Origin of the sequence: Rhodococcus sp. NPDC060176 (assembly GCF_042728675.1) — a bacterium.
Classification (GTDB): Bacteria; Actinomycetota; Actinomycetes; order Mycobacteriales; family Mycobacteriaceae; genus Rhodococcus_F.
Genome location: NZ_JBHWYS010000003.1, coordinates 644743 through 659127 on the forward strand (window position 1 = coordinate 644743; position 14385 = coordinate 659127).

The following is a 14385-nucleotide window of genomic DNA, read 5'->3' on the forward strand; positions in this document are numbered from 1 at the left end:
CCAGCTGTAGTGGATCGTGCGGTGCGGTGCGGCATGCTGGGGCAGTGAAGAAGAGAACCAGGGCTGCGGTGTACGTGCTCGTCGAGGGTGCGGCAGCTGTGGTTTCCCTGTTCTTGCTCATGGTCGGTCTCATTCTCTTGTCGCTCTCGATTCTGATCGTCGGCTGGTTGGTGTTGCCGTCGTACGTGCGAGTGCTCCGGTGGTGGGCCGGCCTGGCTCGCAAACGCACTGCTGCGTACACCGGGCGCCCTGTTCTGCAGCGATACCCACCGATGCCCAGCAATCCGACATTCGGGGACTGGCGCCGGTTCCTTACCGATCAGTCGACGAGGCGCGACGCGGCATGGTTGTCGATTCATGGTCTGGGTGCTTTCGTCGCCGCGATGCTGACCATTGCTCTGCCACTCGGTGCACTCAATGCGATTGCCGTCCCGCTGTACTGGCAGCAGATGCCCGCGGGCGAACCCGTCAACAACCCGTACCCCGTGACGTCGTGGTTGGGCGCTGCGGGGATGCCGTTGATCGGCATCCTGTACTTCCTGATCGCGTGGTGGTTGATCCCCGCGATGGCGAAGTGGATCAGTTGGTCGACCACGACTTTGCTTGCGCCGGATACGCGTTCGGACCTCTCGAAGCGCGTCACCGCCCTGACGGCCAGCCGCGCTGCAGCGCTCGACGCACATTCGGCCGAACTCAAACGCATCGAGCGCGATCTGCACGACGGTGCGCAGAACCGTCTGGTCGCGGTGGTGATGATGTTGGGGATGGCGGAGCGGTCGTTGCAGATCAACCCGGACCAGGCTCTGCCGCAACTGCATCGGGCGCAAGATGCCGCGACCGAGGCGTTGAGTGAACTGCGCACGTTGGTGCACGACATCTATCCGCCGATCCTCGACGAGCTCGGCCTCGAGGGCGCGATCTCCGCGCTCGCGGGGCGCTCCAGTGTGCCCTGTGTGCTCGAGATCGACGATCTCCGCCGTGCCCCGGCTGCCGTCGAGGCTGCCGCGTATTTTGTCGTCGCCGAGGCTTTGACCAACGTCGCAAAACACAGCGGAGCGCGCAGCGTCACCGTCACGGCAAGGACGGAGACGTCTGCCGACTCTTCGGGTGAGACGATGCTTATCGACGTGATCGACGACGGTCACGGCGGTGCGAACGAACGGCCGGGCGGCGGCGTGGCGGGCATCCGGCGCCGGGTCGAGGCTTTCGAGGGAACCGCTGTACTGGAGAGCCCGGAGGGTGGACCGACAACGATGAGGGTGGAACTACCGTGCGGATTCTGATTGCCGAGGACGACGCTCTCCTGCGTGAAGGGCTGGCACTGCTGCTTCGCGGAGAGGGCTTCGAGGTGTCTGCCGTCTCCGACGCCACACAGTTCCTCGCGGTGTTCGAGGAGACCGCCCCCGACGCCGCGGTGCTCGACGTCCGGATGCCTCCTACTTTCACCAACGAGGGACTTCGAGCGGCGATCGAGGTGCGCAAGCTTCGTCCGGGCTTTCCCGTCCTGGTCCTTTCTGCGTATGTCGAGGATCGCTACGCCGGTGAACTGTTGGCAGGCGGCGCCGGTGGCGTCGGCTATTTGCTCAAGGAACGGGTTGGCAAGGTAGCCGAGTTCGTCGACGCGCTGAACCGGGTCGTCGACGGTGGAACGGTGATGGATCCCGAGGTCGTATCCCAGCTGATGAGCCGTCGACGCGCCGACGATCCGATCAGATCGCTGACTCCACGCGAGTCCGAGGTTCTCGGACTGATGGCGGAGGGGCTGGGAAATCAGGAAATCGCCAGGAAATTGGTCGTCAGCGACACCGCTGTGAGCAAGCACATAGGAAATATCTTCGCGAAACTCGGCCTGTCGGCTTCGGAAAGCGGGCATCGTCGTGTTTTGGCAGTTCTAGCTCATTTGCGCGCCTGATCGAGGATCTGGACTACATACCTGACCGAAGCGTAACGTGAGCGAGCCTCATGTTGTTGCCGTGATCGAACGGTGACCTGAGAGGCAGGGGCTTATGTCCTGTACGTAACGTGTGATGTCGAATGCGCGTCATCACCAGAAACCAACGAGGAGATCGATCAATGGGTAAGCCGATTGCCAGTGTGGCCGGAGGTCGGCAGTCCGTCCTTCTCGGGCTCGGCGTTCACCGCCCGGAGCGAGTCGTGACCAACGACGAGATCTGCGAGCTGATCGATTCCACCGACGAGTGGATCCAGACGCGATCGGGCATCAAGTCGCGCCGGTTCTCCGGCGAAGGCGAAGGCATCCTCGCCATGTCGATCAGCGCGGCCCGTAAGGCACTGGACGTCAGCGGCATTGCACCCGAGCAGATCGGCGCCGTGATCATCGCGACGTCGACGTGGGACTTGCAGACTCCTCAGGCCGCATCCATCGTTGCCCATGAGCTGGGTATCAAGGGTCCGGCTGCGTTCGACGTCGCAGCAGGTTGCGCAGGTTTCTGTACCGCCCTTGCGGTGGCCAGTGACCTCGTTCGCGGTGGCACCGTAGATCACGTACTCGTCGTCGGTGTCGAGTTGATGAGCGAGGCCACCGAGCCCACCGATCGCAGCGTTCGCTTCATCTTCGGTGACGGCGCCGGCGCCGTTGTCGTCGGACCGAGCGATACCGTCGGAATCGGCCCGGTCGAGTGGGGTTCGGACGGCAGCCAGTCCGACGCCATCGTTCAGGAGCCGAGCTGGCTCGACTACACCAAGAACCCGACCGGGCCTCGGCCGTGGATCAAGATGGCCGGTACCGCGGTGTTCCGCTGGGCTGCCTTCGAGATGGGCAAGGTCGCCACTCGCACCCTGGAGAAGTCGGGGTTGGGTATCGAGGATATCGACGCTTTTGTGCCGCATCAGGCAAACCAGCGCATCAACGAGGTCATCGCTCGCAGCATGAAGCTGCCTGAAGGATTCCCGGTCTCCAACGACATCGCCGAGACGGGCAACACGTCCGCGGCGTCGATCCCGCTCGCCATGGAGCAGATGCTGCGCGACGGAGAGTGCAAGCCGGGCGACAAGGCCCTGCTTCTCGCCTTCGGTGCCGGTCTGTCCTTCGCCGGTCAGGTTGTCGTCATGCCGCCGTTGGCTGGGGCAGAATCAGCCTGATCTTCCCTCGTACCTACTGAGCGCCTCGAACTTCGGTTCGGGGCGCTCAGTCGTTTCGGGAGGGCAGTCGTTTCCGCTCCGGCTCGCCGGAACGTGCGATATGGCACCCTGGCGAGATGGTCGAGAGTGTCGGTGAGTCCGAACGTACGGGTGAGACGGGCGGCAGCTTGGCGAAAATGGGCGGGCAAGTGGCGCTCGCCAGCACGGTCAGCCGGATCACCGGTTTCGTCCGCACCCTTGCCCTTGCCGCAGTCCTGGGCATTGCCCTCGTCAGCGATGCGTACAACGCGGCCAACAGCTTCCCCAACATGGTCTATCAGCTCCTACTCGGCGGAATTCTCGCCAGTGTCCTGCTTCCGTATCTGACGCGGCAACGACTCCGTGGGCGGGCGCTCGAACGAGCGCAGACGCAACGCGTCCTCACTGTGGGAGCGCTTGCTCTTGCTCTCGTGACAGTAATGGCAGTGGTGTGCGCGCCGCCGCTGGTCTCGGCCGTGATCGATGATCCGGCTCAACGCGAGCTCACGACGCTCTTCGCGTATCTACTTCTGCCGGAGATCTTCTTCTACGGCATCACGGCGATGATGACGGCTGTGCTCAGTGTTCGATCGGTGTTCGGCGCGCCGGCCTGGGCACCGGTGATCAACAACGTCGTCCTTCTGGTGACGGTCGCAGTCTTCTTGTGCATCCCGGGTCCGGTGGCTTTGACTCCAGAGTCGATGACAATGGCGCAGGTTCTGGTGATCGGTGTCGGTACTCTGCTCGGGATCGTGGCGCAAACCGCTGTCGTTGCTCTAGCGCTGCACCGCAACGGGTTTCGGTGGCGCCTTCGCGTGCGGGTCGTACCGCACACCTGGCGACCGGTGCGCGTCGGGGTGCCGTTGCTCGGGTGGGTTCTGATGTACGTTGTTGCCGGTCAGGTCGGGGTGTGGGTGACGATGAAGGTGACGCTCTCACGTCACGTCTACTCGATGTACACACATGCGGATCTGCTGTTTCAAGTGGCATACGGAATTCTCGGAGTGTCTCTGTTGACGGTACTGATGCCGCGAATCGCCAGGTCAGTTGCAGCGGGGGATGACGTAGGCGTCGTATCCGATCTCGGCCGCGGAGCCCGGTATTCAGTGGTGGCTCTGATTCCGGTCACCGTGGCACTCATGGTGTTCGGCCCCTCGTTGACCACTCTGATCTTCTTCGGCCGGGTGGACGGCAGCAGTGCCCGTTTGATCGGGACGGCCCTTGCAGTCAGTGCATTCGGCCTGGTGCCCTTTGCGATGGTCATGCTTCAGCTACGAGTGTTCTACGCCGACAACGATACTCGAACTCCCGCCGTGATTGCCGTTGTGATGGTGATTGCCAAGACGACACTCGTTCTTCTTGCATCACTGTCGGCGAGTGACGAAACGCTGATCCTGGCTGTCTGCGCCGCCGGCTCGTTCTCCTACGTGTTCGGAGCGGTGCTCGGCCATGTCCTGCTTCGAAAACGATATGGGCTGTTGGGATTCCGTCACGTGCGGGCCACTGTCGGCAGGATTTCGACGGCGACAGTGCTGGCAGGCGGTTGTGCGCTCGCTCTGGTTGTGGTGGTTCAGAATCGCATCCCCGAGCCCAGACTCGCTGCTGCTGTTTCCTTGTCGTCGGGTGCAGCCGTTGGTGTCATTGTCCTGTTGGGCGCGTGCAAGGTGGTCGGTGTTCCCGAGATTCGCCAGGCCCGAGCCCTACTGTTGTCCTGAGGACAGGAGCGGTACCAGCAGTTCGTCCGGGGTGAGGGCACCGTGCTGTCCACGGAGGCCGGACAGTCCTGACTCGACAGATCGGCGTACGACGGCTACGTCTCCGGAGGCAATGGCGATCACATCGCCGATCCGCCCGTGATACTCGGAATGCACTGCGGGCCCGAACAATCCTGCGACTATGCCTTCAGATCTCGTCCCGATCCACATGCGATCACCCAGCTCGGCGCGCCAGCGGTCCGCAACATCTTGTGCAGCGCCTTCTGTGGTGTGGATATGACGACAACGCGGTTCACCGGCAAGGGCGAGTACGTTTTTGGACAGAATCGGAGTGTTGTCGAAGTCGATCTTGTTCTCGTCCAACACGTCGACCATTCCGTGGTCAGCCGTCACCAGCAATCTCACGTCCGGACCGAGAGCGGTGGCGAGTTGTTCGACCAGTCGATCGACAAGCATCAGTTGGAAGATCCACGGCTCGGACTCGGGGCCGTAGACGTGGCCGAGTGCATCGATCTCGCTGATGTAGCAGTACGTGAACGTACGGTCGGCAGATTTCGACGCCGCCACGGTGCGAGCGAGGAGGTCTCCGTATGCCTGGATTCCGGCAAACTGGGCACCGCGCATCCCGGCACGGGTGAGGCCGCTGCCGTCGAACTTCGACGGAACGACGGTAGTGACGGTGATGCCGGCGGCCGCTGCGCGATCGAAGGTCGTGGCCTGCGGCTGCAAGGTCTCCGGGACGATGGAGTCGGTCTGCGAATCCTTCTTGCCCGCGCTGTGCCAGCCCAGCCAGTTGAACACCGAATCGGCTTCTTCGACGTAGGACTGGTAGCCGGTGATGCCGTGCGCTCCCGAAGGCAGACCGGTCCCCAGCGAGACGATGCTGGTGGCCGTCGTCGTGGGGAATCCAGCCCGGATGGGCGTTCCGGCGAGTGAATTCAGGAATGGTGCATGTTCGACGTTGCGGGCGAGCAAATTCGCGCCCATCCCGTCTACCAGCAGAATGACGGTCTTCTTGCTGGGCTGCAGATCGAGACGGTTCGCTTCGCCACTCACTCCGAGGGAAGCGAGTACCGACGGCGCAAGCGTCGACAGTGTCGGCTGCGAGTACACATCGAGGAGAGGGGCGGGGGCGGGCATCCCATGAGATTAGGCGTTGGACGCAGAAAACTGCATACCTTCTGGGCGAGTGTTCAAATCTGCGCTTCTCGAAACCGGCCTTCACTCCATGATCGTCGAGATCTGGAACTTGGCACCGAGAGGATCGGCAACCGATGCGAGACGGCCGAAGGGCGTGTCCTCGGGATCGCGCAGTACGCTGCCGCCGAATTCGACGACCTTGGCGACTGCCGCATCCGTGTCGTCCGCCCCGAAGTACACCTGCCAGAACGACGGCACCTCCGCCGGGAGGAACGAACTGGCATCCATCAAACCGGCGACGACGGTGTCGCCCTGCTTGGCCTGTGAGTACCGGAACTCGTCGCTGTCGCCGATGGACTCGTAGGTCCAGCCGAACACGTCGGTGTAGAACGGCAGAACCGCGGCGTAGTTCTTGGACAATGTCTCGTGCCAGACCGGCGCTCCGGCCTCGCCGACCAGACCGAAGCCGTGGTGCTGATCTGCCTGCCAGATGCCGACGACGGCACCGGCCGGATCGCCCACGATCGCCATGCTGCCCTGAGGACCGACTTGCATCGACGGCATCATGATCGTGCCGCCCGCGGTTTCGGCCTTGGACGCCGACGCCGCCGCATCCGCCGAGGAGATGTAGGTGGTCCAGACGTCGCCGTACGGGTTTCCCTCCTGCTGGGGGCCGAGCCCGGCGATGGGCTGCCCGTCTTTGCTGAAGATCGCGTAGCCCCCGTACTGCGGGTCGTCGTTTGTGTCAGCCTGCCAGCCGAACACGTTGGTGTAGAACGATTTGGCAACCGCCGTGTCGGAGCTGGTCAGGTCGATCCAACAGGGAGTTCCGTCGAGCGCTGTACGTGCGGGCATCTGAAAATTCTCCTTTACCGAAACGGATACACAAGCAAGGGACACAGAGCGGGCTGGCCGATGAAGGCGCGATTCTCACGCTACGCGCGTACTCCGACACATTCCCAGGGATCGAGAGCTTTGGAGTATTTGGCCGCTTCATGTACACCGGTGGACCGGACCCGCCAGTATCATCTGCGCCGAATCGTTCTGACTACGCCGAAATTATTGGGGCACTTGCCCAATCGGTAAAGACTTTTTACTGGCGTAGTGCCGGTGCGGGTCAGCTCGTGATCAGCCCCGTGCGATCGAGCCACGCGAGCGCATGACGGGTGAACTCGTCCGGAATCTCCAACTGTGGGGTGTGGCCGGTGTCGCCGAGAATGATGGTGGTCCAGTGTGGATGTGCAGCAGCGGCCGCCCGTGCGGCCTCGACCGGGACAAGACGATCGCGGTCGCCGTGGATCAGGAGCGTCGGAGTCGTGATCTCTCGCAGGGTCTTTCGATACGAAGCCGGGCGGGCGAGGGTCATCAGCAGTGATCGTGCTGCCTGCAGGAACTCGGCATCCTGAGTGGGTTCGTTGCGGCGAATAGCCGTCAAGGCGGCGCCCGCGTCGAGAACCGCGGGGTCTGCTCGCGTCGGATCGGCGAAACACAATCTGGTCATCTGTGCGGCCAACTGCCGGTCGGACATCTTCCGGCGTCCGAAGCCGAGAACCTGCTCGCCGACGTACGGCATCGAGTAGAGCGCGAATTGAGCGGCGACGGTCAGGTCGGGAAGTTGGACGGGAAGGGGGAGTGCCGGATCCACCAGGACCAGGCCGGCCACTGATTCGGGACTGGCATGGGTCGACATTGCCGAGACCATTCCGCCCATCGAATTGCCGAACAGGACGGCGGGCTCACGCACCACTGCGTCGAGAAAGCGATTCAGGAGCGCCGCGTTGGCATCGACGCCGGTGTGCCGCCCATCAGCAGAGGTGAGTCCGAATCCGGCGAGATCCAATGCATACACGCGCGTGCGTGCGGCCAACGCCGGTGCCACCCGTACCCAGTTGAGATGTGAGCCGCCCAGTCCGTGAACGAGGACGATGGGCGGCGCTCCGCTGGGACCGCCGAAGTCGATCCAGTGAACATCACCGCCAAGATCGGTGATGTTGCTTGTCCCGCCCCACGGGTGCGTGAGGGTGCTTCCGTCGGCAAGTTGGGCCGAAACAGCGGATTCCATACCTGCCAGGATGCACCGAGGTGTCGTCGTAGTCACGCACTCGTCCCGGTTCGAGATGCGAAATTGTGTGCTCGATCACGGATTGTCCAGAAGCTCACGAAACGGTCAAAACGGAATATGACTGGTGCCAAGTACTTTTCGTGGTTTTCATCGATCTTGCGCGGCCGCGGTTCGCGTCCGGCCGAGGGAGGTTCGGGCATACTGAAAACCATGTGGTGGATGGTCGGGCTCATTGTGCTGGCCGCGTTGGTTTTGGCATCCGTTCTGGTCGGTTTCGTTTTCCGCCGCCCGATCGCCGAAGACAAGTCGGCGGTGCTTGCCTTCGACGACGCCGCATCTCAGCCCCAGCGCGACTGACCGCCGTCGAGCGGAATTGTTGCTCCCGTCAGATAAGCGGCATCCGGCCCGACCAGGAAAGCCACCGCTGTACCGATGTCCGTCTCGCAGTCGCCGATCCTCCGCAGTGGAATCCCGGCAACAAAAGCGGCAGCCTCTTCCGGACGCGCATCGGCCCAACGCTGTAACCCGGGTGACGAGGCGTGTGGGGCCACCGCGTTGACACGGATCCCGTCGACGCCCCATTCGCACGCTGCTGCGCGGCTGAGGGCTCGGACGGATTCCTTCACGGCCGCGTATCCGCCGTAGCCGGCAGCGTCCCAGCGGACGGCCACGGAACTGACCATGTTGATGATCGCCCCGCCGCCGCGCTCCTTCATGAACGGGTAGCAGGCTTGCATTGTTCGCAGCGTCGCGACTGGACCGGAAGTCAGTCCGTCGGCAAGGCGCTCCGGAGTGAGGTCGAGGATGTTGCCGAGCGGGTTGAGGCTGGCGTTGTTGATCAGGATGTCGACGCCGCCGAACAGTTCCACGGTTCGCGCCACAGCGCCGGTGATGGAGTCAGCGTCGGCGATATCCACGAGCACCGGTTCGGCGCGGCCGCCACGTTCGGTGATCTCGTTACATGTGACGACGAGTTTCGACTCAGTGCGGCCCGCGACCGCGACAGAAGCGCCCTCCTTGGCGAGTGCCAACGCAACTCCCTGGCCGACTCCTTGCCCTGCGCCAGTGATCAGGGCCACTTTTCCATCCAACTTGCCCACTGCTGTTCTCCTGCTCGTCATTCAACGGTTCCCGAAGCGTTGTCCGAATCGCGCATTGTTACTCGTGGGTTCCCGCTGGATGAGATGTGAGTTACGTCCCACTCGGCGGCACCGCTTCAAATTTCGGCTGTCTTACGTATATTGTGAGCGCCGTTACATACCGGGCGCGCGGACCGCGTACACATTCCATGATGAGGAGCTAGACATGGCATTCACCACTGGCAGCAGCAAGACGGACCTGGCACAGCTCGGCGACTTCCAGAAGATCATTGCAGGCCTGGGCGGCGTCCTCGTCGGCATCGGCGCAGTTGCTGGTCTTCTCGGCGCAATCGGTGGCGCAGGAAGCTCGCAGCCGAAGGCTTGATTGCTTCGCTGAACCGGATTTACGGCCTCCGGCCCGCGTCCTGAAGGCATTGCCTTCGTGGATGCGGGCCGGAGGTTTATCTTCATGTGAATGTCTGTGCCTTGCAGGCACATTCATTTTTGTGATACGTCGATTGTCGCTGGTACGTCCACACCTTCTTCGTAGACCTGGGGTCCGAAGTTCGGCAACGGAGTGAAATCGAGTGTCGCTTCCGAACCGCGGTAGTGGCGGAAGTAGTAAAGCGATCTGTCCGGCCGGACCACTGTGTCGGGTTCGGTTGTCTTCCAGGCCCAGTGGACGTCTGCTCGCAGAACCTCCGACAGTCTGAGTATGTTCTTGCAGCCGTGGCTTTGTAGCCCAAGGCATTTGAGCGTACCGACGTCTCGCAGTTGCCCGTCGCGCGTCCACCTGGATTCGTAGACCAGCGCATCGAGAACAACGCGGTGCGAACCCTCTCGAGTAACACCACCGAGTAGTGTCCCCCAGTCCAATCCTGGTGCGTGTTGGAGGTATTCGTCCGCGTCGATGAATGCTGCCCAGGCGACCGTGTCGCGATGTCGGGTCACGTAATCGACGTAGGCCTCCACCTGTCCGTGCACGATCCGACCGTCCGCGTCGCGCGGTTGCCAATCGATGATTGTCACCGGGAGGTCGTGCAGTTCCTTGCGGAATGCGACCTGAACCTCGCTGTCCGACATCGATCGCGTGAAGGCGCCGTACGAGTTGCCGCGCTTGTCCTCGCTGCGTCCGTGCCAGCGGTTGAGACTGAATGCGCTTGTCTTGCGAGTGGACCCGACGGAACCGGTGTTGTCGTAGAGAACAACCTCCCAGCCTTGCTCGATGTGGTGCAGGCACCAGTCTCTGATGAAGGGGAGATGTTCGCGGGGGAGCAGGACCGCAACCACTGCGCGACGTCCGGTGTCAGAGCTGTTCGGATGATTCTTCGGATCCGTGATCACCCGACACACGATAGTGCTCTGCGTGGAAGCGAGTTACTCGATATTGAGGATGGAGATTGTTTGACACATTCGACTATTTGTCTCATAGTCGAGTCATGACAATCTCTGTGTCACATTCGCCACGGTTTGTTCCTTCCACTGGGGAGTCCTGGCGTTCGCCGTGGGCAATGTACGACGCGTTACGCGAGAACGATCCTGTTCACAACGTTGTGCCGGAAGCTGCGCCGCAGGACGACTACTGGGTGCTCACCCGTCACGAAGACGTCTACAACGCCGCTCGCGACTACGAGACGTACTCGTCGGCAAAGGGATTGACCACTGTCTACGGTGAACTCGAGCAGATCGGGATGCAGGACAATCCGCCGTTCGTGATGCAGGACCCGCCCGCGCAGTCGGAGTTCCGGCGCATGGTGTCGAAGGGGTTCACCCCGCGTCAGGTGTCGGCGGTCGAGCCGATGGTCCGCGAATTTGTCGTCGAACGTATCGAGGCGTTGAAAGCGCGTGGCAGCGGCGATATCGTCGTCGAGTTGTTCAAGCCGTTGCCGTCGATGGTCGTCGCACATTATCTGGGTGTGCCGGAATCGGACCGTGATCAGTTCGACGGCTGGACCGAGGCCATTGTTGCTGCCAATTCGGCTGGTGGTGTGGCCGCAGCGGCGACGACGGCGCAGGCTGCCACCGGTGAGTTGATGATGTACTTCGCTTCGCTGATCGAACGCCGCAAGGTCGAACCGGGTGACGACACTATTTCGCACCTACTCGCCGCTGGACTCGGTGAAGAAGGCGACATGTCCGGCTTACTGTCGATTCTGGGCTTCGCCTTCACCATGGTGGCCGGTGGAAACGACACTACAACAGGAATGTTGGGCGGATCGGTGGCGATGCTGACCGAACGCCTCGACCAGCGTCAGATCCTGTTGGACGATCCCGCATTGATCACTGACGCAGTCGACGAACTGCTTCGGCTCACCTCGCCGGTCCAAGGTCTGGCACGCACCACGACGCGAGATGTGGCCTTGGGTGGCAAAGTGATTCCGGCAGGACGTAAGGTTTTGCTGATGTATGGTGCGGCAAATCGTGACCCCGAAAAGTACGGACCCGACGCGGCGGAGTTGGACGTCTTGCGCCGGCCACAGAAGATACTCACCTTCAGTCATGGCGCCCACCATTGTCTGGGTGCGTCGGCAGCTCGGATGCAGGCACGAGTTGCGTTGGAAGAGTTGCTCTCCCGGATTCCAGACTTCCACGTCGACATCGACGCGATGCAGTACGCACCAGGCAATTACGTCCGCCGTCCGCTCACCGCCCCGATGTCGGTTAGCCGGCCGTGAGCAACGACTGGCTCGGTGAGGGCCGCGCTTTGGCGGCAGCCGAGAAGATTCTCGACAGCGCGGCGCAATTGTTCGTCGAAAAGAGCGTCGCAACGGTCGGTATGGCGGAAATAGCCTCTGCTGCAGGATGTTCTCGGGCCACCCTGTATCGGTACTTCGAGAATCGACAGGCTCTACACATCGCGTTCGTTCACCGCGAAGCGCGCAGGCTCGGAACAGCGATCGCGGAATCGGTAGCGGCCATCGATGATCCGAGCGAGCGTCTCGAAACGGCGATGCTCGCTGCAGTGTCCGCGGTACGCAGCACTCCGACTTTGGCTGCATGGTTCACCCCGGGTGATGCGAGTCTCGCCGGTGAGCTTGCCAATTCGTCTGATGTCATCAACGGGTTGGGGGTCGCGATGCTCGGTGACACCGGTGCCGAGGCAGCCACGCGAGCACGCTGGATCGTGCGAGTGATCCTTTCGCTGCTCATGGTGCCGGGGGCGGACGAGAATGACGAGCGGGCGTTGGTGCGTGAGTTTGTCGCTGCACTGTTGAGTGCAGGAAGGACCGCCTGATCATCCCTTCCGGGTGATGCGCGTGGGTGCTGTCGGGATCGAGGATGAACCGGTATCCAGACACAGGCCACCGCGAGTTCCCGAGGAGCGTAAGAGAAGATGACTACACCGTCCGAACTCGACCCCAAGCCCGCCACCGAAGCCACTCGCCAGGCAAATGCTCAGGTGCTCCGTGACCTTCCTTTCGACGACACCTTCGACTTCGATTTGATTTCACGAGGTCTGGTGGCGCCGCTCATCGACGGCGGGCTCGTCAAGGGCGACAAAGGGCAGTTCATCTTCTCTTACGACGCCTACGGGTTCGCCGACGGCGATGCGCCGGACACCGTCAACCCGAGTTTGTGGCGCCAAGCGACTTTGATGGGAAAGGGCGGCGGACTGTTCAAGCTCGCTGATCGCCTGTATCAGGTGATCGGCCAGGATTTGTCGAACACGACGATCATCGAGGGCGACACCGGGTTGATTATCGGTGACACTCTGATGTCCGCGGAAACAGCCGCTCTCGCGCTGGAGTTGTACTACCAGCACCGCCCAAGGGTCCCGGTCAAGGCAATCATCTTCACGCATTCCCACGGCGATCACTTCGGCGGTGTGAAAGGATTTGTCACCGACGAAGAGATTGCGTCCGGTGCTGTAAAGGTCTATGCACCAGATAGTTTCACGGAGGAAGCGATCTCCGAGAACGTGCTTGCCGGCACGGCGATGACACGTCGCGGAATGTACATGTACGGATCGTTCCTGCGTCCGGGTCCACAGGGACAGGTATCCGGTGGTCTCGGCTTGTCCACTTCGCACGGCACGTCCACGTTCGCCGTGCCGACCGACGTCATCACCGAACCGATTCACGAAGAAGTCATCGACGGCGTGCGCGTGACGTTCATGCTCGCGCCGGGAACCGAAGCGCCATCCGAAATGCTCTTCTATTTACCAGATTTCAAGGCACTCGGTTCGGCTGAGGACGTCACACACACGATGCACAATCTATACACGTTGCGCGGCGCCAAGACTCGCGACGCCAAGGCCTGGTCGCATTACGTTCGCCTGGCGATGGAGCTCTTCCCCGACGTCGAAATCATTTTCGCGCAGCATCATTGGCCCACGTGGGGCAATGAGAAGATTCGCAAGCTCATGTCGGATCAGGCAGACCTGTACAAGTATCTCCACGACCAGACGTTGCGTCTTGCAAACAAGGGACTGACACCCGTCGAGATCGCCGACCAGATCGAGGTACCCGACGCCATCGGAAAGCAGTGGTACAACCGCGGGTACTACGGCTCGCTCAGTCACAACGTCAAGGCGATCTACACCTTCTATCTCGGTTGGTTCGACGGCGTTCCCGCTCACCTGAATCCTCATCCGCCGGTGGAGAACGGCAAGCGCTACGTCGAAGCCGTCGGTGGACCGGACGCGCTCCTGACGAAGGGCAAGCAGGCGTTCGATGACGGCGACTACCGCTGGGCGGCGGAGTTGGTGAATCACCTGGTCTTCGCCGATCCGAGCAATCAGAAAGCGCGAGAGTTGTTGGCGGACACGTACGAACAGCTCGGCTACCAAGCCGAGAACGGTACGTGGCGCAACTTCTATCTGGTCGGAGCGATGGAGTTGCGGCATCCGCTGGCACCGATGCCGTCCAACAACCCCACCGGCCCGGCCGTCGTCGCAGTGATGCCGCTCGAACAGATGCTGGACTTCTGGGCAGTTCGCCTCGACGGCCCGAAGGCCGCCGACGTCGACCTGTCGTTGCGATTCGTGTTGTCGGATACCGAGGACAACGTTCTGGTCACAGTGCGCAACGGCGTGCTGAACTACGACATGGACAGGGCAGATTCGTCGGCCGCCCTGACTCTGACCTTGACCCGTGCGGTGTTCAACGAGGTGTATCTGGGGACGACCTCACTCACCGAATCCATCACCTCCGGAACAGCGACGGCTGCGGGGGATCAGTCGGAACTGGAGACGTTCATCTCGCTGCTGGAGGATTTTGATCTGTGGTTCGATATCGTCACGCCGTGACTGGTCGACTCCATGATGTGG

At 61.9% G+C, this 14385-nt stretch carries 14 protein-coding genes; 9 read left to right on the forward strand and 5 right to left on the reverse strand.

Going from position 1 to position 14385, the window contains the following annotated elements; translation table 11 throughout:
- Positions 1-44: 44 nt before the first annotated feature.
- The 4 genes from ACFWEM_RS17835 to murJ all read left to right on the forward strand — a co-directional run bounded on the left by ACFWEM_RS17835 (position 45) and on the right by murJ (position 4835).
- Entirely contained in the window at positions 45-1283 is a 1239-nt protein-coding gene (locus ACFWEM_RS17835; RefSeq protein ID WP_378535503.1) for a sensor histidine kinase, read from the forward strand.
- Positions 1271-1912 (forward strand): response regulator transcription factor, encoded by a 642-nt coding sequence (locus ACFWEM_RS17840; RefSeq protein WP_283307679.1) that lies wholly within the window; start codon positions 1271-1273, stop codon positions 1910-1912. Before ACFWEM_RS17835 ends, ACFWEM_RS17840 begins: the two co-directional genes overlap by 13 nt.
- A 161-nt stretch (positions 1913-2073) precedes the next feature.
- Positions 2074-3102: a beta-ketoacyl-ACP synthase III gene (locus tag ACFWEM_RS17845; RefSeq protein WP_378535506.1), complete on the forward strand. Its 1029-nt coding sequence runs from the start codon at positions 2074-2076 to the stop codon at positions 3100-3102.
- 116 nt (positions 3103-3218) lie between these two features.
- The gene (murJ, locus tag ACFWEM_RS17850; RefSeq protein WP_378535508.1) at positions 3219-4835 is read left to right on the forward strand and encodes a murein biosynthesis integral membrane protein MurJ; all 1617 of its coding nucleotides are present in this window, start codon (positions 3219-3221) and stop codon (positions 4833-4835) included.
- Here the strand turns inward: murJ and ACFWEM_RS17855 are convergent.
- The 3 genes from ACFWEM_RS17855 to ACFWEM_RS17865 form a co-directional block, all read right to left on the reverse strand.
- Positions 4821-5975 (reverse strand): alkaline phosphatase family protein, encoded by a 1155-nt coding sequence (locus tag ACFWEM_RS17855; RefSeq protein WP_378535510.1) that lies wholly within the window; start codon positions 5973-5975, stop codon positions 4821-4823. The two genes, murJ and ACFWEM_RS17855, sit on opposite strands and share 15 nt — an antisense overlap.
- Positions 5976-6056: 81 nt before the next feature.
- A complete protein-coding gene (locus tag ACFWEM_RS17860) occupies positions 6057-6830 on the reverse strand; it encodes a VOC family protein (protein ID WP_378535512.1) in 774 nt (257 codons plus the stop codon).
- Between the two features lie 262 nt (positions 6831-7092).
- Positions 7093-8037: an alpha/beta fold hydrolase gene (locus tag ACFWEM_RS17865; protein ID WP_378535514.1), complete on the reverse strand. Its 945-nt coding sequence runs from the start codon at positions 8035-8037 to the stop codon at positions 7093-7095.
- Between the two features lie 219 nt (positions 8038-8256).
- On the opposite strand from ACFWEM_RS17865, the gene ACFWEM_RS17870 reads away from it, so the two are divergent.
- Positions 8257-8394 (forward strand): hypothetical protein, encoded by a 138-nt coding sequence (locus tag ACFWEM_RS17870; protein WP_378535516.1) that lies wholly within the window; start codon positions 8257-8259, stop codon positions 8392-8394.
- Here the strand turns inward: ACFWEM_RS17870 and ACFWEM_RS17875 are convergent.
- Positions 8376-9137: an SDR family NAD(P)-dependent oxidoreductase gene (locus ACFWEM_RS17875; protein ID WP_378535518.1), complete on the reverse strand. Its 762-nt coding sequence runs from the start codon at positions 9135-9137 to the stop codon at positions 8376-8378. The genes ACFWEM_RS17870 and ACFWEM_RS17875 overlap by 19 nt on opposite strands.
- 205 nt (positions 9138-9342) lie before the next feature.
- On the opposite strand from ACFWEM_RS17875, the gene ACFWEM_RS17880 reads away from it, so the two are divergent.
- Positions 9343-9501 carry a hypothetical protein gene (locus ACFWEM_RS17880; RefSeq protein WP_019747160.1) on the forward strand — a complete coding sequence of 53 codons (159 nt, stop codon included), beginning with the start codon at positions 9343-9345 and terminating at the stop codon, positions 9499-9501.
- Between the two features lie 113 nt (positions 9502-9614).
- Here the strand turns inward: ACFWEM_RS17880 and ACFWEM_RS17885 are convergent, their stop codons facing one another.
- Positions 9615-10460 carry a hypothetical protein gene (locus tag ACFWEM_RS17885; RefSeq protein ID WP_378535520.1) on the reverse strand — a complete coding sequence of 282 codons (846 nt, stop codon included), beginning with the start codon at positions 10458-10460 and terminating at the stop codon, positions 9615-9617.
- A gap of 95 nt (positions 10461-10555) precedes the next feature.
- On the opposite strand from ACFWEM_RS17885, the gene ACFWEM_RS17890 reads away from it, so the two are divergent.
- The 3 genes from ACFWEM_RS17890 to ACFWEM_RS17900 all read left to right on the forward strand — a co-directional run bounded on the left by ACFWEM_RS17890 (position 10556) and on the right by ACFWEM_RS17900 (position 14364).
- A complete protein-coding gene (locus tag ACFWEM_RS17890; RefSeq protein WP_378535522.1) occupies positions 10556-11791 on the forward strand; it encodes a cytochrome P450 in 1236 nt (411 codons plus the stop codon).
- Positions 11788-12351: a TetR/AcrR family transcriptional regulator gene (locus tag ACFWEM_RS17895; RefSeq protein ID WP_378535525.1), complete on the forward strand. Its 564-nt coding sequence runs from the start codon at positions 11788-11790 to the stop codon at positions 12349-12351. Before ACFWEM_RS17890 ends, ACFWEM_RS17895 begins: the two co-directional genes overlap by 4 nt.
- Before the next feature lie 99 nt (positions 12352-12450).
- Complete coding sequence (locus ACFWEM_RS17900) at positions 12451-14364, forward strand: alkyl/aryl-sulfatase (RefSeq protein WP_378535528.1); 1914 nt, start codon at positions 12451-12453, stop codon at positions 14362-14364.
- The last annotated feature ends 21 nt before the right edge of the window (positions 14365-14385 follow it).